Source organism: Herbaspirillum robiniae (genome assembly GCF_002213415.1).
GTDB lineage: Bacteria > Pseudomonadota > Gammaproteobacteria > Burkholderiales > Burkholderiaceae_D > Herbaspirillum > Herbaspirillum robiniae.
In genome coordinates, this window is record NZ_NJGU01000002.1 from 91,905 (window position 1) to 116,272 (window position 24,368).

The 24,368-nt window shown below is 64.0% G+C and carries 20 protein-coding genes; 12 read left to right on the forward strand and 8 right to left on the reverse strand.

What is annotated here, in order from left to right; genetic code table 11:
• Positions 1-135: 135 nt before the first annotated feature.
• The 3 genes from CEJ42_RS05435 to CEJ42_RS05445 are packed head-to-tail and all read right to left on the reverse strand — an operon-like array spanning position 136 to position 2,399.
• Complete coding sequence (locus CEJ42_RS05435) at positions 136-1,098, reverse strand: FecR family protein (protein ID WP_243397791.1); 963 nt, start codon at positions 1,096-1,098, stop codon at positions 136-138.
• Positions 1,091-1,672 (reverse strand): RNA polymerase sigma factor, encoded by a 582-nt coding sequence (locus CEJ42_RS05440; RefSeq protein WP_088750283.1) that lies wholly within the window; start codon positions 1,670-1,672, stop codon positions 1,091-1,093. The genes CEJ42_RS05435 and CEJ42_RS05440 overlap by 8 nt, the downstream gene beginning before the upstream one ends.
• Position 1,673: 1 nt before the next feature.
• Positions 1,674-2,399 carry a secretin and TonB N-terminal domain-containing protein gene (locus tag CEJ42_RS05445; protein WP_129587676.1) on the reverse strand — a complete coding sequence of 242 codons (726 nt, stop codon included), beginning with the start codon at positions 2,397-2,399 and terminating at the stop codon, positions 1,674-1,676.
• A gap of 216 nt (positions 2,400-2,615) precedes the next feature.
• Here CEJ42_RS05445 and CEJ42_RS05450 point away from each other — a divergent pair, with 216 nt between their 5' ends.
• The 3 genes from CEJ42_RS05450 to CEJ42_RS05460 all read left to right on the forward strand — a co-directional run bounded on the left by CEJ42_RS05450 (position 2,616) and on the right by CEJ42_RS05460 (position 4,817).
• The gene (locus CEJ42_RS05450) at positions 2,616-3,017 is read left to right on the forward strand and encodes a hypothetical protein (RefSeq protein ID WP_129587677.1); all 402 of its coding nucleotides are present in this window, start codon (positions 2,616-2,618) and stop codon (positions 3,015-3,017) included.
• 275 nt (positions 3,018-3,292) lie between these two features.
• The gene (locus CEJ42_RS05455; RefSeq protein ID WP_088750286.1) at positions 3,293-3,772 is read left to right on the forward strand and encodes a MerR family transcriptional regulator; all 480 of its coding nucleotides are present in this window, start codon (positions 3,293-3,295) and stop codon (positions 3,770-3,772) included.
• 13 nt (positions 3,773-3,785) lie between these two features.
• A complete protein-coding gene (locus tag CEJ42_RS05460; protein WP_088750287.1) occupies positions 3,786-4,817 on the forward strand; it encodes an aldo/keto reductase in 1,032 nt (343 codons plus the stop codon).
• 99 nt (positions 4,818-4,916) lie between these two features.
• Here CEJ42_RS05460 and lpdA read toward each other — a convergent pair whose 3' ends face one another.
• From lpdA to gshA, 4 genes are all read right to left on the reverse strand, one after another.
• On the reverse strand, positions 4,917-6,707 hold the full coding sequence (gene lpdA, locus CEJ42_RS05465) for a dihydrolipoyl dehydrogenase (protein WP_088750288.1): 1,791 nt from the start codon (positions 6,705-6,707) through the stop codon (positions 4,917-4,919).
• Between the two features lie 80 nt (positions 6,708-6,787).
• Entirely contained in the window at positions 6,788-8,413 is a 1,626-nt protein-coding gene (gene aceF, locus CEJ42_RS05470) for a dihydrolipoyllysine-residue acetyltransferase (protein WP_088750289.1), read from the reverse strand.
• A 198-nt stretch (positions 8,414-8,611) separates the two neighbouring features.
• The gene (gene aceE / locus CEJ42_RS05475; protein ID WP_079215793.1) at positions 8,612-11,308 is read right to left on the reverse strand and encodes a pyruvate dehydrogenase (acetyl-transferring), homodimeric type; all 2,697 of its coding nucleotides are present in this window, start codon (positions 11,306-11,308) and stop codon (positions 8,612-8,614) included.
• A 530-nt stretch (positions 11,309-11,838) separates the two neighbouring features.
• Positions 11,839-13,434: a glutamate--cysteine ligase gene (gshA, locus tag CEJ42_RS05480; protein WP_088750290.1), complete on the reverse strand. Its 1,596-nt coding sequence runs from the start codon at positions 13,432-13,434 to the stop codon at positions 11,839-11,841.
• 298 nt (positions 13,435-13,732) lie between these two features.
• Between gshA and folD the strand changes: the two genes are divergently transcribed.
• The 9 genes from folD to CEJ42_RS05525 all read left to right on the forward strand — a co-directional run bounded on the left by folD (position 13,733) and on the right by CEJ42_RS05525 (position 24,129).
• A complete protein-coding gene (gene folD, locus CEJ42_RS05485; RefSeq protein WP_079215795.1) occupies positions 13,733-14,578 on the forward strand; it encodes a bifunctional methylenetetrahydrofolate dehydrogenase/methenyltetrahydrofolate cyclohydrolase FolD in 846 nt (281 codons plus the stop codon).
• 52 nt (positions 14,579-14,630) lie between these two features.
• A complete protein-coding gene (locus CEJ42_RS05490) occupies positions 14,631-16,703 on the forward strand; it encodes a M3 family metallopeptidase (protein ID WP_088750291.1) in 2,073 nt (690 codons plus the stop codon).
• Between the two features lie 376 nt (positions 16,704-17,079).
• A complete protein-coding gene (locus CEJ42_RS05495; RefSeq protein ID WP_079215797.1) occupies positions 17,080-17,499 on the forward strand; it encodes a DNA polymerase III subunit chi in 420 nt (139 codons plus the stop codon).
• A 22-nt stretch (positions 17,500-17,521) separates the two neighbouring features.
• Entirely contained in the window at positions 17,522-18,007 is a 486-nt protein-coding gene (locus CEJ42_RS05500; RefSeq protein ID WP_088750292.1) for a hypothetical protein, read from the forward strand.
• A 194-nt stretch (positions 18,008-18,201) separates the two neighbouring features.
• Complete coding sequence (locus CEJ42_RS05505; RefSeq protein WP_088750293.1) at positions 18,202-19,512, forward strand: D-amino acid dehydrogenase; 1,311 nt, start codon at positions 18,202-18,204, stop codon at positions 19,510-19,512.
• 367 nt (positions 19,513-19,879) lie between these two features.
• Positions 19,880-20,779 (forward strand): lipid A hydroxylase LpxO, encoded by a 900-nt coding sequence (gene lpxO / locus CEJ42_RS05510; RefSeq protein WP_079215800.1) that lies wholly within the window; start codon positions 19,880-19,882, stop codon positions 20,777-20,779.
• 447 nt (positions 20,780-21,226) lie between these two features.
• A complete protein-coding gene (locus CEJ42_RS05515; protein ID WP_175354573.1) occupies positions 21,227-22,297 on the forward strand; it encodes a GGDEF domain-containing protein in 1,071 nt (356 codons plus the stop codon).
• A 352-nt stretch (positions 22,298-22,649) separates the two neighbouring features.
• Complete coding sequence (locus tag CEJ42_RS05520) at positions 22,650-23,687, forward strand: asparaginase (protein ID WP_420840744.1); 1,038 nt, start codon at positions 22,650-22,652, stop codon at positions 23,685-23,687.
• Between the two features lie 202 nt (positions 23,688-23,889).
• On the forward strand, positions 23,890-24,129 hold the full coding sequence (locus tag CEJ42_RS05525) for a hypothetical protein (protein ID WP_079215802.1): 240 nt from the start codon (positions 23,890-23,892) through the stop codon (positions 24,127-24,129).
• 77 nt (positions 24,130-24,206) lie between these two features.
• Here CEJ42_RS05525 and CEJ42_RS24950 read toward each other — a convergent pair whose 3' ends face one another.
• Positions 24,207-24,365, reverse strand: a complete 159-nt coding sequence (locus tag CEJ42_RS24950) for a hypothetical protein (protein ID WP_158522547.1) — start codon at positions 24,363-24,365, stop codon at positions 24,207-24,209.
• Positions 24,366-24,368 lie beyond the last annotated feature (3 nt).

Sequence of the window (24,368 nt, forward strand, 5' to 3'; positions counted from 1 at the left end):
CATTCCCTTTAGTTTGCTTGACCGATGCCGCGCCCGGCGAGGGACACGACTTACCGGTGGCTATGACGCGGGAAGGAAATGTCGACTGCACTTCGTCATCAAAATGTCATAAACGACGCATCGCCCGAGTCCCGCTCAAGCCATGCCGAACAGCACGATGCCGCCCGGCAGGCGCGTCACGCTGGCGCCGTAGACATCGCGGATCAGGGCCACCACGTCGTCGAGGCGGTCGAGGGAAATACTGGCTTGCACGCGCGTTTGCGCCAGGGCTTCGTTGCCCAGGATGAGTCTGCCGGTCCGATAGCGATTCACCTCGGCGACGACTTCACCCAGCGGCACCTGGTGAAATACCAGCAAACGCCGGCGCCAGGCCATGACGGCCGTGGCGTCGACCGGTTGCGCGGCGCTGATGCCGCGCTCACCGTAGACCAGTTGCTGCCCGCTTTCCAGCGTGGCATCGCGACCGGCGCGCGCGACTGTGATTCGTCCACGCAGGCAGGTGACGCAGACCGTGCCGTCGGTGTGGCGTACGTTGAACGAGGCGCCCTGCCCGGCCACCTCTCCTCCGCCCGCGCGGACGATGACGCGCTGCGACGCGGCGGCGGCAATCTGGGCTTCGCCTTGCAGCAACTCGACGGCTGCCTCCCGGCCGGCGCCCGGCGCCGGAACATTTACCCGGGTCTGGGTATTGAGCTGCAATTGGACGCCGTCGGCCAAGGCAAGCGTGCGCTGCTCGCCGGTGGCGGTGTGATAGTCGGCGGCCAATTCGCCCACCGAGGGCCACCAGCCCAGTGGCGGGCGCCACGCCAGGTACGCCACCGACGCCGCGACCGCGCCGCCGAGGAATGCACGCCGACCGGTCGACGCCAACGGCCTGCGGCTTGCACGACGGCGCGCGTCGCCCTGCATCAGTTGGCGTGCCGCGGGACTCATCTGCTGCCAGACGCCGCGTGCCTGCGTGAAAGCGTTGGCATGTTCACGGCTTTGCGCGCACCACGCCCTGAAAGCGCGCGCATCGTCGGCCGTGGCCCCGCCCGAATCCAGGCGCACCACCCAGGCTTGCGCTTCGCGCTGCAAGAGTTCGGCGGCGTTACTCATGGTCTTGCTCCTGCTCATGTGCTTTGCCTGCATCTGATCGGCCGGCGCCCGGGCCATAACGCTGCACGAATTCGCGCCCCAGACGATGACAGCAATGTTCGAGGCCGGCGCGCAGCTCTTTCTCGACGGTGCGCGGCGAAACGTTGAAACGCCGCGCGATCTCGGCGTGCGGCATCTCCTCTACCCGCGCGGCGATGACGATGGAACGACGGCGCCACGGCAACTCGGCCAGCGCATTTTCCAGCGCATTGATCTGGCTGCGGCCGTCAACCGTGCGGGCGGGATCGGCCAGCTCGTCGGCGAGATCATAGAGCTCGTCGATTTCGGCGGCGCCGAGGATGCGCGCATTGCCGCGACGCTGATCTTCCGCAACATTGAGGGCGATGCGAAACAGGTAGGCCGAGGGATATTTGATGGCGCCCTCGGGGTTCATCTTCTCTACGCGCAGGTAGGTTTCATGCAAGGCGTCGCCCGCCAGGTCGTCGGATCCCAGGCGCAAGCGCAAGTGCTTCCTGAATTGCTCATAACGCGTGACGAACAGGGACTGCAGGACATTTTTCAACGTCTCGGTCATATCACCGTACCTCGCCGGTGAAATAGAGACAGTCTGCGTCCGGCGCTGGACGCGGCGTCAGCAGTATGGTCAAGGGCTGCGCCTGACCAGCGGGAGGCGCGCCGACCTCAAGGCCGCGCAGGCTGGCCAGGACCTGCCGGTCACGCGCGGGAACGCCACTGGACTGCAACAGACGGACATCGCTGATACGGCCGGCGCTTTCCAGCCAGAGCTGCAGCCCCAGTCGGTATCGTCCGAAAGCTTCCGGCTGTGCGAGGCACAGTGCGCGGGTAATGGCGCGCTGCAGTTTGAAAGAAAAATCCTGACTGATGGCGGAAGGCGTGCGGGAACGCGCCTCGTCGCCGGTGGCGCCGGCCATCGGCGACGGATCTTCGGAAGCAGCGCCGACCGAAAGCGTGAAGGCCTTTTCGCCGATGAAACGGGCGCTCAATCCCGTGCCCTGAAGCAAATTCTGCAACGCCTGGCGCGGCGCCAGATTGCCCGTGACGCCGGCGCTGCGACGCCCGACGAGCAACTCTCCGCCGATCAGCACGGAATACCCGGTGGTCTCGCTGAACAAGGCCAGCGCGGACTCCAGATTCTGCGGCAGAATTTCGAACTGCATCAGTTGAGCATCCCCTGTGTTTTCAGCAGCTGCGACCCTGCCCGCCGCCAGCAGGCATGCCAGGACGTACAGCGACAGCGCGAACGCGCCACCGGCCAAAGGAGGTCGCAGGGCAAGGCTCATCGTTGGATTGAAGTCAGCTGCGGATAGCCGACCTTGTTGACTCCGGGTTGGTCCCGGATTGTTCGATTGAGAAGCCGGAATCTTAGTCGGGGAAAATGACTGTCTCGTGACATATGCAAATTCTTGTAAGTCTTTGGCAAGAAATACATGTCATCGAGTTGATATATCGTGATGTCAGACTATAACTAAACAACGTACATATTGATTAAATCATTTATGGCTATCCCAAATACGCTCGGCCGCCTGCCTGCTTGCCTGTTCAGCGGACTTGGCATCGTGCTGCCGCTCGTGCTGATCAACCCGGCGTGCGCGCAAGGCGGCGCCGACCCCGCAGACGGAGGCGCCAGCCAGGCCTCCCCGGAATCCGCCCTTGCATCTGCCTGTGTGGACGTCGAGGTCAACGGCGTGCGCTCCCGCTCCTACGATTGCCTGACCGAGAAACTGAAGCCGAAGGCGGCGCTGCAGGCAGCCCGCACCGGCGGCCTGAACTCGGAACAGATCGTCAACCAGCCTTCGAACCAACTGGGCCTGTTCAACCGTGCGGCCATGGCCAATCGCATGGGCAATACCTTCGGCACCTCGGTATATCCGCAGCGCCCGCCTGCCGGCAGCCCCTGACCACGAAAAAGCGTCTGGGCACTCATGAAGGGGCGTGGTTTGCGTCCCCTGGTGCAGTGTGTGCAGCATCATTCCCCTGCCGTGCTGACTCTCCACGGCGACAACGCGGATGTCATGGCGTAGACAGTCAGCGCGCATCGTACGCGTACGGCAGGCGCAAGGCAGCATGCCAGCTTGACAACATCGACGCGCCGCCAGCACGCATGCGCCGACTTGCCGATAATGGACGCACGGCGCTTGACTTCGAGCGCGCTCCAACTTCTAGACTGCCTGCCATGACGACCTCCATGACCATTGCCCAGGCTGCCGCGGCCACCGGCCTGTCGGTGCATACGCTGCGCTACTACGAACGGATCGGCCTGCTCGATCCGGTCGAACGGCGCGACAACAGCCACCGGCGCTACACGCTGGAAGACCTGAACTGGATCGGCTTCCTGCTGAAGCTGAAGTCCACCGGCCTGCCGGTGCGGGCCATGCTGCGCTACGCCGAGCTGCGCCGCCTGGGCAACAGCATGGAGAGCGTCACGGAACGGAAGGCGATCCTGCTGGATCACACGCTTTCCGTACAACAAACGCTGGCAGAGCTGCAAAGCAACCTGGCCGCGCTGCATCACAAGATCGCCCTCTACGGCGAGATGGAGAAGCAAGCCATGGCGCAATCCGCGCCCGCGCCGCGCAAGCGCGGCCGCAAGACGGCGTTGTCCGATCCGCGAACCGATGCAGCAGCAACCGCGCAGCCCGCCGGCGCCAACTGAAAAAGGACGCCAAATGACTGAAAAGATCACCGCCCACCTGCAACCCGATTCCGCCGTCAGCACCCGCCGCCTGGGCGCCAACGGCCCGCTGGTTTCCGCCATCGGCCTGGGCTGCATGGGCATGAGCGACTTCTACGCCAACCGCGACGACGCCGAATCGCTGGCGACCATCGATCGTGCCCTGGAGCTGGGCATCAACCTGCTGGATACGGCCGACATGTACGGCCCGTTCACCAATGAAGAGCTGGTCGGCCGCGCCATCAAGGGCCGCCGCGACAGGTTCTTCATTGCCACCAAGTTCGGCTTCAAGCGCGATCCCAACGATCCGGCTATCCGCGGCGTGGACGGCAGCCCGGCCTATATCCGCCAGGCCATCGAAGGCAGCCTGAAACGCCTGGGCGTGGAAACGATCGACCTCTACTACCAGCACCGCATCGATCCCAACACGCCCATCGAGGCCAGCATGGGCGTGCTGGCCGATCTGGTGAAGGAAGGCAAGATCCGCTACATCGGGCTGTCCGAAGCATCCTCGGCCACCATCGAACGCGCCCATCGCGTGCATCCGGTCACCGCGCTGCAAAGCGAATACTCGCTGTGGACGCGCGATCCGGAAGGCGACGCGCTGGCCACCTGCCGCAAGCTGGGCATCGGCTTCGTCGCCTACAGTCCGCTGGGCCGGGGCTTCCTGACCGGCGCCATCACCCGGTTCGAGGATCTGGCCGAAGACGACTTCCGCCGCACCAACCCGCGCTTCCAGGGCGAGAATTTCGCCAAGAACCTGCAGCTGGTGGACAAGGTCAGGCAGCTGGCGCAAGGCTACGGCTGCACGCCCAGCCAGCTCGCGCTGGCCTGGGTGATGGCGCAGGATCCGCACATCGTGCCGATTCCCGGCACCAAGCGCCGCAAGTACCTGGAAGAAAACGCCGGCGCCTTCGGCGTGAAGCTGAGCCCGCAGCATTTGCAGGAGCTGAATGCGCTGTTCCCGGTGGGCGCGGCGGTGGGTGAGCGTTATACCGAGGCCAGCATGAAGATGCTCAACGGCTGATCGGCGTTTGCTGCGCATCCTGGGCGCCCGCACCGCGCAAAGATGCAGGCGCAAAAAAAGCCCGGACAAGTCCGGGCTTTTTCACGTCCAGCGCAACGCTTACTTCTTGCGCTGCGGCGGCAGGTCGGTGCAATGGCCTTCGGCCACTTCCGCCGCCATGCCGAGCGATTCGCCCAGCGTCGGGTGCGGGTGGATGGTCTTGCCGATGTCGACCGCGTCGGCGCCCATCTCGATGGCCAGCGCCACTTCGCCGATCATGTCGCCGGCATGGGTGCCGACGATGCCGCCGCCGATGATGCGGTGGGTTTCGGCGTCGAACAGCAGCTTGGTGAAGCCTTCCGAACGACCGTTGGCCACGGCGCGACCGGACGCGGCCCACGGGAAGTGGCCCTTCTCGATCTTGATGCCCTTTGCCTTGGCTTCGTCTTCGGTGATGCCGACCCATGCCACTTCCGGATCGGTGTAGGCCACCGACGGAATCACGCTGGCGTCGAAGAAGCTCTTCTCGCCGGCGATCGCCTCGGCGGCGACGTGGCCTTCATGCACGGCCTTGTGCGCCAGCATCGGCTGGCCCACCAGGTCGCCGATGGCGAAGATGTGCGGCACGTTGGTGCGCATCTGCTTGTCGACCGGGATGAAACCGCGGTCGCCCACGATCACGCCGGCCTTGTCGGCCGAGACCTTCTTGCCGTTCGGGCTGCGGCCCACGGCCACCAGCACCAGGTCGTACAGTTGCGGCTCGGGTGCGGTGGCGCCGGCTTCGGCGGCCTCGAAGGTGACCTTGATGCCTTCGGCCAGCGCTTCCACGGCAACGGTCTTGGTCTTGACCATGACGTTGTCGAAGCGCTTTTCATTGAACTTCTGCCAGACCTTGACCATGTCGCGGTCGGCGCCCTGCATCAGGCCGTCCATCATCTCGACCACGTCGATGCGCGCGCCCAGCGTGGAGTAGACGGTGGCCATTTCCAGGCCGATGATGCCGCCGCCGATGACCAGCATGCGCTTGGGCACCTGGCGCAGTTCCAGCGCGCCGGTGGAGTCGACGATGCGCGGATCCTGCGGCACGAACGGCAGGTTCACCACCGACGAACCGGCGGCGATGATCGCGTGCTTGAACTGCACGACCTTCTTGCTGCCGTCGCCGGCGGTCACTTCGATATGGTTGGGGCCGGCGAACTGGCCGTTGCCGTTCACCACCTGCACCTTGCGCGCCTTGGCCATGCCGGCCAGGCCGCCGGTCATGGTGCCGATGACCTTGTCCTTGTAGCCGCGCAGCTTGTCGATGTCGATCTCCGGCTTGCCGAAGGTGACGCCGTGCGAGGCCATCGCGGCGGTCTCGTCGATCACGGCAGCCACGTGCAGCAGCGCCTTGGACGGGATGCAGCCCACGTTCAGGCAGACGCCGCCCAGGGTGGCTTCCTGCTCGACGATGACGGTGTTCAGGCCGAGGTCGGCGGCGCGGAACGCAGCCGAGTAGCCGCCGGGGCCACCGCCCAGCACCATGACGTCGCACTGCACGTCTGCGCTGCCGCCGAAGCTGGCGGCGGCCGGGGCGCTGGCGGGGGCTGCAGGTGCAGCAGCGGCGGGAGCGGCGGGAGCCGACGCTGCTGCCGGCGCGGGCGCAGCCGCAGGTTCGGCGGCGGCAGCTTCACCCGCTGCTTCCACCATCAGCAGTACCGAACCCTCGGCGACCTTGTCGCCGACCTTGACCTTGATTTCCTTGACCACGCCCGCCGACGACGACGGAATTTCCATGCTGGCCTTGTCGGATTCGACGGTGATCAGCGACTGGTCGACCTTGATCGTGTCGCCGACCTTGACCATCACTTCGATCACTTCCACTTCCTTGAAGTCGCCGATATCGGGGACTTTGACTTCGCTAAGACTCATTGTCTTGACTCCGTTATGTTCTGTAGTTCGCCGCGCCGCCCGGCATCAGCCGAAGCGGCGCATCGCCGTTGCGTGACTGCTTACAGCAGCGACTTGCGCAGGTCGCCCAGCACCTCGGCGAGATACGCCGAGAAGCGCGCGCCCATGGCGCCGTCGACCACGCGGTGGTCGTAGGACAGCGAAGTCGGCAGCATCAGGCGCGGCACGAATTGCTTGCCGTCCCACACCGGCTTGGTGATCGACTTGGACAGGCCCAAGATCGCCACTTCCGGCGCGTTGATGATGGGCGTGAAGGCGGTGCCGCCGATGCCGCCCAGCGACGAGATGGTGAAGGTCGCACCTTGCATGTCGGCCGGCTTCAGCTTGCCGTCACGGGCCTGCGCCGACAGCTCGCCCATTTCGGTGGCGATCTGGCTGATGGTCTTCTGGTCGGCGTTCTTGATGACCGGAACCACCAGGCCGTTGGGCGTATCGGCGGCGAAGCCGATGTTGTAGAACTGCTTGAGGATCAGGTTCTCGCCCTTGGCGTCCAGCGAGGAATTGAAGGCCGGGAATTTCTTCAGCGCCGAGACGCTGGCCTTGATCACGAACGCCAGCATGGTCAGCTTGACCGGCGACTTGGCCTTGGCATAAGCGGCGTTGGAAGCGACGCGGAATTCTTCCAGCTCGGTGACGTCGGCTTCGTCGAATTGCGTGACGTGCGGGATCATCACCCAGTTGCGGTGCAGGTTGGGACCGCTGATCTTCTTGATGCGCGACAGCGGCTGCAGCTCGGTCGTACCGAACTTGGAGAAGTCCAGCGACGGCCACGGCAGCAGGTCCATGCCGGCGCCCGAGCCGTTCTTGCCCGGGGCGGCGGCGACCGAGGTCGAACCGGCCATCACGCCCTTGACGAAGTTCTGCACGTCGATCTGCAGGATGCGGCCCTTGGGGCCGGTGGCCGGCACGCGCGACAGGTCCACGCCCAGTTCGCGCGCGAACTTGCGCACGGACGGCGAAGCGTGGGCCTTGCCGCCGGTGCTGGTGGCCGAGGCGGTGGCGATGGCCGGAGCAGCTTCGGCAGCCGGGGCAGCGGCGGGCGCTGCAGCAGGTGCAGGCGCTGCAGCGGCAGGCGCAGGTGCGGCGGCCGGAGCGGCGGCGGCAGGTGCGCCGCCGGTCGATTCGATGGTGGCGATGATGCTGCCCTTGGCCACCTTGTCGCCCAGCTTGACCTTGAGTTCCTTGATCACGCCGGCGTGGCTGGACGGAATCTCCATGCTGGCCTTGTCGGACTCGACGGTCAACAGCGATTGCTCGGCCTTGACGGTGTCGCCGACCTTGACCATGACTTCGATGACTTCGACTTCCTTGAAGTCGCCGATGTCGGGCACTTCGATCTCGACGGTGCCGCCGGCGGCAGCCGGAGCTGCAGCAGGTGCCGCGGGTGCCGCAGCGGCGGCTTGTGCCGGTGCAGGTGCGGCGGCAGCGCCGTCCGCTTCGACGATCACCAGCAGCGAACCTTCGGCGATCTTGTCGCCGACCTTGACCTTGATTTCCTTGACCACACCCGCCGACGACGACGGGATTTCCATGCTGGCCTTGTCGGATTCGACGGTGATCAGCGACTGGTCGACCTTGATCGTGTCGCCGACCTTGACCATCACCTCAATGACTTCGACTTCCTTGAAATCGCCGATGTCGGGGACTTTTACTTCGACTTGACTCATCTGTTGCGCTCCGTTGTTCTGTTCCCTGGCCTGGGGCTGGGAGGGGTATTCGCAGAGGGGAAGGTACTGCCGCGTGGCCATTGCATATTAAGCCATGTACTGACGCTGCGGCCGCCCTTCCCTGAATTTGGCTGACGCTCTACACGACACATCCCCGCGATCAGGAAGCTGAGGCGGGGATGGTCGGGTCGGCGTGACTTACAGGGTCACCGGGTTCGGCTTGTTCGGATCGATGCCGTACTTGGCGATGGCGTTGGCCACGACGTCAGGCGAGATCTTGCCCTCGTCGGCCAGCGACTTCAGCGCGGCCACGGTCACGAAGTAGCGGTTCACCTCGAAGAACTCGCGCAGCTTGGCGCGGGTATCCGAACGGCCGTAGCCGTCGGTGCCCAGCACCTTGTACGAACGGCCCTTCGGCACGAAGGCGCGGACCTGCTCGGCGTAGGTGCGCATGTAGTCGGTGGAGACCACGATCGGACCGTCGGTGCCTTCCAGCGATTGCTCGAAGTAGCTCTTCTTGGCGGTGTCGGCCGGGTGCAGCATGTTCCAGCGTTCCACGTCCTGGCCGTCGCGGGCCAGCAGGGTGAACGACGGAGCGGACCAGACGTCGGCGTCGACCTTCCAGTCGTCGCGCAGCAGGTCTGCGGCGGCGATGACTTCGCGCAGGATGGTGCCCGAACCCAGCAGCTGCACGCGCAGCTTGTTTTCCTTGCCGGCCGGGTTCAGCAGGTACAGGCCCTTCAGGATGCCCTCTTCCTGGCCGGCCTTGATGCCCGGGTGCGCGTAGTTCTCGTTCATCACGGTGATGTAGTAGAACACGTCTTCCTGGTTGGCCACCATGCGGCGCAGGCCGTCATGGATGATCACGGCGACTTCGTGGGCGAAGGTCGGGTCGTAAGGGATGCAGTTCGGGATCGCCGAGGCGAACACGTGGCTGTGACCGTCTTCGTGCTGCAGGCCTTCACCGTTCAACGTGGTGCGGCCGGCGGTGCCGCCGATCAGGAAGCCGCGCGCGCGCATGTCGCCTGCCGCCCATGCCAGGTCGCCGATACGCTGCAGACCGAACATCGAGTAGTAGGTGTAGAACGGGATCATCACACGGTTGTTGGTCGAGTACGAGGTCGCCGCAGCGATCCACGAGCTCATGCCGCCCGCTTCGTTGATGCCTTCCTGCAGGATCTGGCCGGCCTTGTCTTCGCGGTAGTACATCACCTGGTCCTTGTCGACCGGTTCGTACAGCTGGCCGACCTGGCTGAAGATGCCGATCTGGCGGAACAGGCCTTCCATACCGAAGGTACGGGACTCGTCGACCATGATGGGCACCACGCGCGGGCCCAGGCTCTGGTCGCGCAGCAGCGCGGTCAGCACGCGGGAGTAGGCGGCGGTGGTGGAGATTTCACGACCTTCGGCGGTCGGCTCCAGCATGGCCTGGAAGGCGGACAGCTCGGGCACGGCCAGCTTCTCGTCGGCTTGCGGACGGCGCTGCGGCAGGTAGCCGCCCAGGGCCTTGCGGCGCTCGTGCAGGTATTGCATTTCCGGGCTGTCTTCGGACGGCTTGAAGAACGGGATGTTCGGCAGGTCGGCGTCCGAGATCGGCAGCTGGAAGCGGTCGCGCATGGCCTTGATGGCCTCGTCGTCCAGCTTCTTGGTGTTGTGCGCGGTGTTGCGCGCTTCGCCGGCCTTGCCGAAGCCGTAGCCCTTGATGGACTTGGCCAGGATCACGGTCGGCTGGTCCTTGGATTCCTGCGCCATCTTGAAGGCGGCGTAGATCTTGTGCGGGTCGTGGCCGCCGCGGGTCAGGCGCCAGATGTCGTCGTCGGACATCTTGCTGACCATCTCCAGCAGCGCCGGATGCTTGCCGAAGAAGTGCTTGCGCACGTAGGCGCCGTCCTTGGCCTTGTAGTTCTGGTACTCGCCGTCGACGGTTTCCATCATGACCTTCTGCAGGATGCCGTCCTTGTCCTTGGCCAGCAGCTCGTCCCAGCCGCTGCCCCAGATGACCTTGACCACGTTCCAGCCGGCGCCGCGGAAGTCGGATTCCAGTTCCTGGATGATCTTGCCGTTGCCGCGCACCGGGCCGTCCAGGCGCTGCAGGTTGCAGTTCACCACGATGACCAGGTTGTTCAGCTTTTCACGGCCGGCCATGCCGATGGCGCCCATCGATTCCGGCTCGTCCATCTCGCCGTCGCCGCAGAAGGCCCAGACCTTGCGGTTCTCGGTCTTGGCGATGCCGCGGGCGTGCAGGTACTTCAGGAAGCGCGCCTGGTAGATCGCCATCAAGGGGCCCAGGCCCATCGAGACGGTCGGGAACTGCCAGAATTCCGGCATCAGCTTCGGGTGCGGATACGAAGACAGGCCCTTGCCGTCGGCTTCGCGACGGAAATGGATCAGCTGGTCTTCGGTCAGACGGCCTTCCAGGAAGGCGCGCGCGTAAATGCCTGGCGAGGAGTGGCCCTGGATGTACAGCAGGTCGCCGCCGTGGTCTTCGGTCGGGGCGTGCCAGAAGTGGTTGAAGCCGATGCCCAGCATGTTGGCCAGCGAGGCGAACGAGGACAGGTGGCCACCGAGGTCGCCGTCGACGCGGTTGGCCTTGACCACCATGGCCATGGCGTTCCAGCGCATCCAGGAGCGCAGGCGCTCTTCATATTCCAGGTTGCCCGGGCAGTGTTCGCCTTGGTCGGCGGGGATCGTGTTGACGTAGGCGGTGTTGCTCGAGAACGGGATGTGGGCGCCGCGACGGCGGGCCAGGTCGACCATGCGCTCCATCAGGTAGTGGGCGCGGTCCGGACCTTCCTTTTCGATCACGGCTTCGAGGGCGTCGAGCCACTCTTGGGTTTCCATCACATCGGGATCGTTGGCGGCCTGCGCCAGGACTTGGTCGATTTGGGCTGACATGTCATGTCTCCTGGTTGTTGAGAGATCCGGCTGCTCTGTTGGAGCGCCCGGGTCGATCGGGGTCATTCATTACATTCGGTACGAACAGCCGCCGGCGTGATGCGCGAAAAAACCGTACGAACAGCACTAATGTACGGTCTTCCTGCCGTGTGGACGACGCATTTTATCAGGGAATTTTTGATTTTCAAATTACGATAAATGATTTCGTATTGTGAAAATTTGCTGCAAAGCGGCATGAATAGGGGCTCTCCGGCGACCGTATTTTTACTGTCTCTGCGCAGGAATCGCTGTTTTTGCCTTGTTTGCAATGCCGCAAATCGGCCTTCCGAAGGCGCTTTGACGCGGCCGCGAACGGGTCGCCGAAGGCATCCGGACGGCAAGAAAACATAATAAAACAGCAATATTTTGAGGCCAGACAGGCCAGGCGACGCGCCCGCCCGGCCTCATAAAGCCTATATGCGGAACGTTATAGAAGAGCAATGAAACAGGGCCGCGAACGCGGCCCCGGGGAAATCCGGCCGAGGCCGGCCTCAGACGCTGATATTGCCCAGCGTGCTGGCGCGGTAGGCAGCGACGAAGGTGTCGAAGTCGCCTTCCTGGGTGCGTTCGATGTCGCGCTGGGCGTCCAGCGACGCCTGGGCGATGGCGACGAAGTCGGCCGCCTTGGCCGCCGGCAGCGGATGCGCGATCAGCTCGTCGGCCTGGCGCGCGCTGCTGGCCAGGGTCCAGCCCGGGAAGGAATTGCCGGCCGCGCGGATTTCGCGCAGCACGCGCGCCGAAGGCGTGGCGTCGGCGTCGGCCAGCTTGGCGCGCTGGGCGGCCATGCTGTCGCGATGCTGGCTGGACCCCGCCTGGCGGTCCAGCAACTCGGCCACCGGCGCCATGCGGTCCAGCAGCTGCTCGCCCCACTCCTTCAGGCCGATCGCCTGGCCCTTGAACTGCAGCTGCAGCCCGGGGCGGCGGCCTTCCTTGACGGTGGCCATGAAGTTGGCGCGGTTCTCGACATTCTCTTCGTCCGAGGTCAGGCAGCTTTCTTCCAGCGCCAGGAAATGCAGGAACACGTCGAGGAAGCGCGCCGCCTGCAGGTTGATGCCCAGCGGGTCGAACGGGTCGATGTCCATGCAGCGCACTTCCACGTACTGCACGCCGCGCGCCGACAGCGCCTGCACCGGGCGCTCGCCGCTATTGATGACGCGCTTGGGACGGATCGAAGAGTAGAACTCGTTTTCGATCTGCAGGATATTGGTATTGATCTGCACCCATTCGCCGTCGCGCTTGGTGCCGATCGCCTCGTAGGGCGGATACGGCTGGCTGACCGCATGCGACAGACTGCGGATATAGGCCGGCAGGTTGTTATAGATAGGCGTGATGCTGGCCTGGGCGTTGTTCTGGTAGCCCAGGTCGCTCATGCGCAGGCTGGTGCCGTAGGGCAGGTAGAGCGTGTCGTCGGACAGCGTCTCCAGCTGGTGCGCGCGGCCTCGCAGGAAATTGGTCGCCACCGCCGGCGAGGCGCCGAACAGGTACATCAGGAGCCAGCTGTAGCGGCGGAAATTGCGGATCAGCGCAATATAGCGCTCGGACTGGTAGTCGCGGCGCGAGACCGAGGCGTCGACGCGGTCGTCGGATTCGCGCAGCACATCCCACAGGCCTTCGTTGAGCGAGAAGTTGTAGTGGATACCGGCGATGCATTGCATGGTGCGACCGTAGCGCAGCGCCAGGCCGCGGCGGTAGACGTGCTTGAGCATGCCGATGTGCGAGCTGCCGTACCAGCCGATGGGGATCTCGTCTTCGGGCGGCAGCACGCAGGGCATCGAGGAATTCCACAGGATCTCGCCGTCCAGCTTGGCATAGGCGAAGCGGTGGATGTCGTCCAGGCGCTTGAGGGCGTCGGCGATGTCGTGCGAGGCCGGAGTGATGAACTCCAGCAGCGACTCCGAATAATCGGTGGTGATCAGGTCGTTGGTCAGCGCTGAACCGAGCGCCGGCGGATGCGGCTTGTGCGACAGCACGCCCTGGCGGTCGACACGCAGCGTCTCGCGTTCCACGCCGCGCAGCCCCTGGCCGAGCAGCGCGATGTGTTGCGGGCTGGCAAGCTGTTGCAGGCGTCGGGTCAGCAGATCGGTCATGCGGGAATCCTCGTCAAATCAGGTCGGTGGCGCTTTGGTTGCGGGAGCATAACCGAAATTGAAATTTCCCGTCGTGCGCACATCAAAATGCCCGCATTGTGGATGTTTGGCGAGAAAATTGCCTAAAAGGAAACAGTTCTTCCGCCGGCGGGCGGCCATCGTCCATGCGCCTCGCTCGCTTTATAATCACGGGTTGCGGCACAACATGACCTGTTGCGCCCCTGATTGTTGATGTTTTCCATTCGGCCCGGCCCCGCCGGGTGCTTTTGCCACCGCCCTGCCCTTATATATACCTGCCATGCCAGCTCAACTGATCGACGGAAACCTGCTCTCCCAACAACTGCGCGCCGATGTCGCCAAACGCGCCGCCGCCCTGACCGCCCAGGGCAAACAGCCCGGCCTGGCAGTGATCCTGGTCGGCGACAGCCCGGCCTCCCAGGTGTATGTGCGCAACAAGGTCAAGGCCTGCGAAGACAACGGCCTGCACTCGGTGCTGGAAAAGTACGACGCCTCGATGACCGAGGCCGAACTGCTGGCCCGCATCGACGCCCTGAACCACGACCCGAAGATCAACGGCATCCTGGTGCAGTTGCCGCTGCCGGCCCACATCGACGCCCACAAGGTGATCGAAGCCATCGCCGCCGAAAAGGACGTGGACGGTTTCCACGTCAGCAACGCCGGCCTGCTGATGACCGGCCAGCCGCTGTTCCGCCCCTGCACGCCCTACGGCGTGATGAAGATGCTGGAGTCGATCAACTACCCGGTGCGCGGCGCCAATGCCGTGGTGGTGGGCGCCTCCAACATCGTCGGCAAGCCGCAGGCGATGCTGCTCTTGCAAGCGGGCGCAACCGTCACCATCTGTAATTCCAAGACCCGCGATCTCGGCGCGCACACCCGCAACGCCGACATCCTGGTCGTGGCCACCGGCAAACGCAACATCGTGACTGCCGACATGGTCAAACCCGGCGCCGTGGTACTGGACGTCGGCATGAACCGCGACGACAACGGCAAGCTGTGCGGCGACGTCGACTTCGCCAACGTGAAGGAAGTCGCCGGCTACATCACCCCGGTGCCGGGCGGCGTCGGCCCGATGACCATCACCATGCTGCTGGTGAACACCATCGAAGCCGCCGAACGCACCTAATGTAATCGCGCCCCACGCCAAGGCGGGGGCGCATTGAATGAATCGAGAGCCCATGACCACCGACATCGCCGCCAATCCCCTGCTCGACTTTTCGGGCTATGCCCAGTTCGACGCCATCAAGCCGGAACACGTCACCCCGGCGCTGGACAAGCTGCTGGCCGACGCCGGCCGCCTGGTCACCGAGCTGGAGGCGCCGATGGCCGAGGTCAGCTGGGACAACTTCGTCGAACCACTGGAGTCGGCCACCGAGAAGCTGGGCCGCGCCTGGAGCGTGGTCGGCCACCTGAATTCGGTGATGGACACGCCCGAACTGCGCGCCACCTACAACGAGAACCAGCCGCGCCTGGTGGAATTCTGGACTGGCCTGGGCCAGAACCTGGCGCTGTTCGAGAAGTACAAGGCGCTGCAGGCCAGCCCGGCCTTCGCGCAGCTCTCGGCCGCGCGCCGCAAGGTGGTGGACAATGCGGTGCGCGACTTCCGCCTGTCCGGCGCCGAACTGCCGGAAGACAAGAAGGAACGCTTCGCCGAGATCCAGGAAAAGCAGGCGGCGCTGACCACCCGTTTCTCCGAGAACGTGCTGGACGCCACCAACGACTTCGGCCTGTTCGTCGAGGATGAGGCCGAACTGGCCGGCCTGCCGGACGACGTCAAGCAGGCCGCGCGTGCCGCCGCCGAGAAGGACGGCAAGCCGGGCTTCAAGTTTACGCTGCACTTCCCCTCCTATTTCCCGGTGCTGCAATACGCCGACAACCGCGCGCTGCGCGAAAAGATCTATCGCGCCAACGCCACCAAGGCCTCGGAACTGGGCGCCAAGCCGGAATGGGACAACAGCGCCAACATCGACGACATCCTGACGCTGCGCAAGGAAGAGGCGCAGCTGCTGGGCTACGCCAATTTCGCCGAGGTCTCGCTGGTGCCGAAGATGGCGCAGTCGCCGGCCGAAGTGATCGCCTTCCTGGAAGACCTGGGCCGCCGCGCCCGCCCCTTCGGCGAAAAGGACTACGACGAGCTCAAGGCATTCGCCCGCGAAAAGCTGGGCCTGGACAAGCTGGAAGCCTGGGACAGCACCTACGCCTCTGAAAAGCTGCGCGAACAGCGCTACGCCTTCTCGGAACAGGAAGTGAAGCAGTACTTCCCCGAACCCCGGGTGGTGAACGGCCTGTTCCAGGTCGCGCAACAACTGTTCGGCGTGTCCATCAAGCCTGATACCGCGCCGGTGTGGCACAAGGACGTGAAGTTCTTCCGCATCGAACGCGACGGCCAGCTGGTCGGCCAGTTTTATTTCGACCTCTACGCCCGCAGCGGCAAGCGCGGCGGCGCCTGGATGGACGACGCCCGCGCGCGCCGCCTGACCGCCTCCGGCGTGCAGACCCCGATCGCCTACCTGGTGTGCAACTTCACCGAGCCGGCGGTGGTGGACGGCGCGGCCAAGCCGGCGCTGTTCACCCACGACGAAGTGATCACGCTGTTCCACGAGTTCGGCCACGGCCTGCACCACATGCTGACGCAGGTGGACGAGGTCGGCGTGTCCGGCATCTCGGGCGTGGAATGGGATGCGGTCGAACTGCCCTCGCAGTTCATGGAAAACTTCTGCTGGGAATGGGACGTGCTGCAGCACCTGAGCGCGCACGCCGAGACCGGCGCGCCGCTGCCGCGCGCGCTGTACGACAAGATGATCGCCGCCAAGAACTTCCAGTCCGGCCTGCAGATGCTGCGCCAGGTGGAGTTCTCGCTGTTCGACATGCTGATTCACGACGACTACCAGGCCGGCGGCCAACAGAGCGTGCAGCAACTGCTGAACGGCCTGCGCGACCGCATCGCGGTGATCCGTCCGCCGGAGTTCAACCGCTTCCAGCACTCCTTCAGCCACATCTTCGCCGGCGGCTACGCGGCGGGCTACTACAGCTACAAGTGGGCCGAGGTGCTGTCGGCCGACGCCTACGGCGCATTCGAGGAAGCCGCCGCGGCCGGCGGCAACGTGGTGTCGATCGAAACCGGCCGCCGCTTCCAGCAGGAAATCCTGGCCGTGGGCGGCTCGCGCCCGGCGATCGAGTCGTTCAAGGCCTTCCGCGGCCGCGAACCGAGCATCGACGCGCTGCTGCGGCATAGCGGCATGGCTGCCTGAACCTGAGCTGCTGAGTTTGGCTGCCGTCCGGATGAAAGTCCGGGCGGCAGTTTTGCTTTCAGGGCTCTTGTTTGTCTCATTTTTCAGGCTGGCGCGATTCGCCCGAGGTGCGACGAACGACGCTGGATCCCGGCGTTCGCCGGGATGACGGTGGTATGTTGCGGCCGCTTGGCCGGTTGAACGGCCGGCTGGACGATCCGCCATACCGGTCAAGAGGGGAAAAATCCACTCCCCCGCCGTCGTCCTGACGAACGTCAGGACCCAGCGTCGTTCGCTGCGTCCCGCCGGCGCCAATCCGGCGCAACGAACGACGGCCTGCATCGTCCACTACGTATTGAACATGGCAGCGTCCATCGCTTGCCACTATACTTCCGCCATGACCCGAATCGACTTCCACAGCAACGTCCCGCAAAAGATCACCTACGTCTGCCGCCTGGTGCGCAAGGCGCGCGCGGCCGGCACCCAGATCGTGCTGCGCGCGCGCGACCGCGCCGAACTGCAGCAGCTGGACCAGGCGCTCTGGAGCTTTTCCGAGCAGGACTTCCTGCCGCACGTCACCGCCGGCGATCCGCTGGCCGCGCAGACGCCGATCATCCTGACCGCCAGCGACGACGTCGAACTGCCGCACCACCAGGTGCTGATCAACCTGTCCGGCGAAACCCCGGCCAACTTCGCCCGCTTCGAGCGCATGCTGGAAATCATTTCCGCCGACGACGCCGACCGCGCCGCCGGCCGCGATCGCTACCGCTTCTACAAGGAGCGCGGTTACCCGCTCAGCCACCACGTGGCCGCCTGAAACCGCCAGCGCGCAGACCGCCATGATCCAGGACGACAACAGCATTCCCCTCCTGACCGAGGTCATCCCGTCGGCGCCGCCGCAGGTGCTGCCGCCCCAGGCCGTCCCCGTGCCGCCGGCCCACCTGCCGCAGCCGGGCGGCAACGGCCCGGACTACGGCGCGGCCGCCCAGCCCGGCGCCTTTCATACCCAGCCCTCGGCCGCCAGCTACCAGGCGCCGGCGCCGTCCGCCCCGGCCCAGTTCGCGGCCGTGCCACCCGTCACGCCGGCCGCCGAGCAATATCGCCAGTGGGAACAGGAAATCCGCGAGAACGTGCTGCAAAACCTGCTCGCGCAAGCCGATACCGTCCTGCAGCAGCACCTGCAGGACCAGATGGCGGTGGCCCTGGACAATCTCTCCGATATCCTGACGCAGCGCGTCAAGGAAAGCCTGCGCACGGCGCTCGCGGAAACCGTCACGCGCGCGGTCGCCGAGGAGATGGCACGCTTCTCGTCTTCAAAAAACTAAACATGAAGCCATTTTTCTTTTCTTTTTGAATAAAAAATGGCTCATCGCTTCATCTTCTAGAAAAATCCCGGCCAGTATTGAACACATCGGCAATCCGGGTTTTCTTACAATGCATGCATTCGTCCGCTGCAAGCGGATCCAATTCCAATCGCAGCATGCCAGTGGGCAAGTTCAGCACAAACCGGGAGAGTGAGATGAAAGTGATCGTATTGGGCGCAGGCATTATCGGAACCGCTTCCGCCTGGTTCCTGAAAAAGCAGGGCTACGACGTCACCGTCATCGAGCGCCAGCCCGGCGCGGCGCAGGAAACCAGCTTCGCCAACGGCTGCCAGATCTCGGTGTCGCACGCCGAACCCTGGGCCAATCCCTCCGCCCCGATGAAGGTGCTGAAGTGGCTGGGCAAGGAAGATGCGCCGCTGCTGTACCGCTTCCGTCCCGAGTGGCTGCAGTGGAAGTGGGCCGTCAGCTTCCTGCGCGAATGCACCGCCGCCCGCACCGACGAGAACATCCGCAACATCGTCGCCCTGTGCGAATACAGCCGCCAGACCCTGCAGGCGGTGCGCGCCGAGACCGGCATCGACTACGACCACCTGACCCGCGGCATCCTGCACTTCTACACCGAAGAAAAGGAATTCCAGGAATCCCTGCCGGCCGCCAAGCTGATGCGCGACCTGGGCTGCCCGCGCGAATCGATCGGCGCGGATGAAGTCGTGCGCATCGAACCGGCGCTGGCGTCGATCCGCGACAAGATCGTCGGCGGCGACTTCACCGCCACCGACGAATCCGGCGACGTCTACAAGCTCACCACGGGCCTGGCCAGGAAGAGCGAGGAAGCCGGCGTCGAATTCCGCTACTCCACCACCATCACCCGCCTGATCACCGAAGGCGCCGGCAGCTCGGCGCGCGTGACCGGCGTGGAAATCATCAACCCGGACGGCCGCCACGAGGTGCTCACCGCAGACAGCTTCGTGGTCGCCATGGGCAGCTTCTCGCAGCAACTGGTCAAGCCGCTGGGCATCGACCTGCTGCTCTATCCAGGCAAGGGCTACTCGGCCACCTACAAGGTCATCAACCCGGACGCCGCGCCCACCGTTTCGCTGACCGACGACGGCTACAAGCTGGTGGTCTCGCGCCTGGGCGACCGCCTGCGCGTGGCCGGCACCTGCGAGCTCAACGGCTACACCCGCGAGCTCAACACCACCCGCTGCGAAGCCATCACCCGCCGCACCCGCGAACTGTTCCCGGACGGCTGCGACTACGACAACCCGATCTACTGGACCGGCCTGCGCCCGCTGACGCCGTCCAACGTGCCCTATGTCGGCAAGACCAAGGTGTCCAACCTGTTCCTGAACACCGGCCACGGCACCCTGGGCTGGACCATGGGCTGCGGCTCGGGCCGCGCGATTGCCGAGATCGTCGCCGGCCGCGTGCCCGAGATCGACTTCGCCTTCACCGGCCTGCCGCGCTGGAACCGCGCGCGTTCCGTGGTGCAACAGGCGGCCTGAGGCGGCCCTCCCCCTTTTTTGTTTCATCCTTCACCGTTGTTGTTGTCCCTCGCGGACCGGGTTTTCCCGGTCCGTTTTTTTATGTCCGCTTGATCTCGCGCAGACGGCCCATGCCGCAGCCGACGCCCTTACGTTTGCTGACAATGGCATGGTGTAGAATCCTTCGCTTGCCCTGCGCCGCCCAGCTGCGCAGCCTCGGGGATGCCAACGCGACAAGTGCGCGGACAAGCACAGCTCATCCGCATGCAACTGCAGCCTTCCTGCCGCGATTGTCATTGATTTTCACCGATTCGACCCAATATGGCGGTTATCCGCCGCGCCGCCGCCCTGTCGGGCAGGCGCCCAGCAACATCAAGAGGACCATGCAATGAAGTGGGCTATCGTCTTTATCTATCTGTTTTCCATCCTGTTCATCCATTTCCGCGGACGCGTGCGCCTGCCCTTTTTGCGCCAGTTCTTCGACCATTCGTCGATCATGTCGCCGATCAACCTGTTCATGTACGCCTTCTCGCGCGTGCCGGCGGTGCCCTACCCGGCCGTGAAGGAATTCAAGGAACTGGCCCTGATCGACGAAAACTGGGAAACCATCCGCGACGAAGCCGTGGCGCTGCGCGAGATGGCCAAGATCAAGGCCGCCGAAAAGAATGACGACGCCGGCTTCAACTCCTTCTTCAAGGCCGGCTGGAAGCGCTTCTACCTGAAGTGGTACAACGCCAGCCATCCCTCGGCCGAGAAGTTCTGCCCCAAGACCGTCGAGATCCTGCAGCGCATTCCCAGCGTGAAGGCAGCCATGTTCGCCGAGCTGGCGCCGGGCGGCACGCTCAACCCGCACCGCGATCCCTTCGCCGGTTCGCTGCGCTACCACCTGGGCCTGGTCACGCCCAACGACGACCGCTGCTTCATCGAAGTCGACGGCCAGCGCTACAGCTGGCGCGATGGCCAGAGCGTGGTGTTCGACGAGACCTTCATCCACTGGGCGCAGAACGGCTCCGAGACGAACCGTATCATCCTGTTCTGCGACGTCGAGCGCCCGCTGCGCTATCGCTGGGCCGAAGCCATCAACGGCTTCCTGGGCCGCACCATGATGACCGCCGCCGCCTCGCCCAACGAAACCGGCGACCAGACCGGCCGCGTCAACAAGCTGTTCCGCTTCGTCTGGCTGGCCGGGCAGTATCGCCGCCGTTTCAAGAACTGGAACAAGACCGTCTACAAGGCCACCAAATTCGGCCTCATCATCGCGGTCGCGCTGCTGATCATCTACGCGTGATACGCATCGTTCTGCAAACGATATAAATAAAAAAATCGCCGGCATGTCCGGCGATTTTTTTCATCTGCAATGACGGGGGCGCGTTCGTTTTTTCGCTCACTTCGCTGCGCTGCAAAAGAACGTATTCTCACAAATACTCACCCCCAAAATCCAGAACAGGCGCGGCTTTGCAGGCTGTCCTTATGCGTTTCAGGAATGAAGGGAAGTCAAAAAACTATCAAATGCGCACGTAAGTGAAAATCAATGTGGGGCAAAATTTCCGACTGGAAATGGATTGAACTTTTTCGAATTTAATTTGCAGAAACTGCTTCGTCCTAACATGTGCGTGCGTGTAAAATCATCTCGCTTCCTTGCTTGATTCATGGCGTGATTCTTGCATAGTGCTGATACATTGCGTGAATGGCGAAGCACTAACCGAGTACCGACCATACATAGAACAATGGGCTCATGCAGGACATCGATAACGAGATGAAGAAACCGCTGCTCAAGCATCTGGTGGAGATTACCGCGCACCGGGAACACTCCCGCCTTGCGCTCTCCGTCATCTCGGCCTTGTACCAGCTGACCAATGTCCAGGAAATCCGCATGCTGGAGATATTCACCATGCGCGACGAGCATTACGTCCAGGAAAAAATGCTGATCCGGGACGGCGACATCCACACCATCGACGAACATACCAGCGACGATCCCAAGGAACCGCTCGCGAGCTATCCGGCGATGATGGCGTGCATCCGCAATCACCTCAACGAATACCTCGAGACCACCGACGACGGCGCCCACATCCTGTGGCTGCCGGTGTGGCTGCACGGCAAGATGAACTCCTGCGTCGAGATCCGCAGCGACAAACCCTTCGAGCCGCAGATGATGGACGTGATCCACGGCATCTTCCACGTCTACTGCAATTACCAGAGCCTGCTCGACTACAGCGAGCGCGACGCGCTCACTGGCCTGTTCAACCGCAAGACCTTCGACGAACAGTTCACCAAGTACGCCTTCGCCATCGCGCCGCATGAGGCGCATTCGCTGGAGAAGAACGACCGTCGCCACGACGACGCCGCCGTCGAGGCCAAGGGCCACTGGCTGGCCGTGGTGGACATCGACCACTTCAAGCAGGTCAACGACCGCTATGGCCACCTGTATGGCGACGAAGTGCTGATCCTGGTGGCCAACATCCTGCGCGCCTCCTTCCGCAGCCACGACCGCATCTTCCGTTTCGGCGGCGAGGAGTTCGTGATCCTGCTGCGCTCGACCACGCTCTCGGACGCCCGCAAGATCTTCGACCGCTTCCGCCAGAACGTGCAGGAGTACGACTTCCCGCAGGTCGGCAAGGTCACCGTCAGCTTGGGCTTCGTCGGCATCTCGCGCGAGACGCCGGTGGTCATCCTCGGCCACGCCGACCAGGCCCTGTACCACGCCAAGAAAAGCGGCCGCAACCGCATCTGCTTCTACGAAGAGCTGGTCGATTCGGGCGTGCTGCGCTCGGGCATCACCACCAACGACACCGTCGAATTCTTCTGATCGCACCGGCCGCATGGCCTGTGCAACCGAGCCGCCGCGTGCGGCTTTTTCTTTTTTTCGCTCGCCATTTTCATCGCGGCATCTCACCCGCCCCTCTTCCCTGCACGACATTTTTCGCGTGCCGGCTCGCATCTTGCGGCTCATGCATGGGATGCATTTCTCCATGTTTTAAAAGCATGAGACATCGCCACAGCGCTTTCGTATGATCGCCCTCATTCGACGCCATCGGCGCGAATGCGCCGCTTCGACGGACCAACAAGACAACCAGAGCAAGCCTCGAAGCGGAACCACACACCGTCACCAGGAGACTCAAGAAATGCAGCAGGCACAATTCAAAAAAATCGGCGCTGTCATGATCCTGTCCGCCGCCTTTGCCGCCTTCGGCGCGCATGCGCAGGACAAGAAACCCAACGTGGTCGTCATCGGCACCGGCGGCACCATCGCCGGCGCGGGCGCATCCAGCGTCAACACCGCCGCCTACCAGTCGGCCGTGGTGCCGGTCGACAAGATCATCGCGGCCGTGCCGGAGATTTCCAAGATCGCCAACGTGCGCGGCGAGCAGATCTTCCAGATCGGCAGCGAGAGCTTCAACGACGAACGCCTGCTCAAGCTGGGCAAGCGCGTCTCCGAACTGCTCAAGCAGAGCGACGTCGACGGCATCGTGATCACCCACGGCACCGACACCATCGAAGAGACCGCGTATTTCCTGAACCTGGTGCTCAAGAGCGAGAAGCCGGTGGTGGTGGTCGGCTCGATGCGCCCGGGCACGGCGCTGGGCGCCGACGGCGCGCTGAACCTGTATGACGCGGTGCTGGTCGCCGGCAGCAAGGACGCCGCCGGCAAAGGCACGCTGGTGGTGATGAACGACGAGATCCATTCCGGCCGCGACGTCACCAAGAGCAACTCCTTCAAGGTCGAGACCTTCCGCTCGCCCTACGGCCCGCTGGGTTACGTGGTCGAGAACAAGCTGATGTTCTACCGCTTGCCGGCGCGTCCGCACACCACCCAGACCGAGTTCGACATCGACAAGATCAACAGCCTGCCGCGCGTGGACATCGCCTACAACTACGGCAACGTCAGCCGCGCCGCCTATGACGCGTTCGTCAACGCCGGCGCAAAGGCCATCATCCACGACGGCACCGGCAACGGCAGCGTGGCCGAGCAGATCGTGCCGGTGCTGCAGGAAGTGCGCAGCAAGGGCGTGCAGGTCATCCGCGCCACGCGCACCGGCAGCGGCGTGGTGATCCGCAACGGCGAGCAGCCCGACGACAAGTACGACTGGGTCGTGACCGACGACCAGAACGCGCAGAAGGCGCGCATCCTGGCCGAGCTGGCGCTGACCAAGACCAACGACACCAAGGAACTGCAGAAGATCATGTGGAAGTACTGATCTGCAGCGCCGACCGGCCCCGGCCGGAACCGCTTTGCGTTGTTGCAAAGACTGAGGACTCCTCAGTTCCCTCTTTGGCCCCGCTTCGGCGGGGCTTTTTTATTGCCGCCGGACATCGCGCTTGCGTGCGGGCAAGCCGCGCAAACCGGAACATTCCTCCTCCGGTCGAAGTCTCACCACTCTTGGACAAGAGGAGATCATCATGGACAAACGGCTTGCATTGCTGACAAGCATCGCCGAACTCAAGAGCTCCCACGATGAAGCGGCGGCCATGCTTTCGCGCATCATGCTCAACGCCATCCGCGCCGCCCGCAGCGAGGACGACGCGCCGCCGTTGAAGGCGATGCGCCAGTACCGCAAGGCGATCAAGGAATTGAAGATCCAGTGCCTGCAGGTGGAAATGATCCTCGCCGAAATGGAAATCCCCCAGCACGTGCACTGATGCCGGAGCAGCCTGCGCCGGCGCGGTGACGGGCCATCCCGCCCTGCCGGTTTTCGACTTTCCTCCCCAGCCCTTTTCTATTTGCCGGCCACGGCCTCGATCGCCTCGGCCACGGGAGATTGGTTGAGGGTGCTTGCAGGTGTCGCGCCGCTGCCCGCGCGCGCCGATTTGCGCAGCGACCAGACGGCCAGCGCGCCGAGGGTCAGGACCAGCATCTGTACAGGTGTCAGTTTCATTGC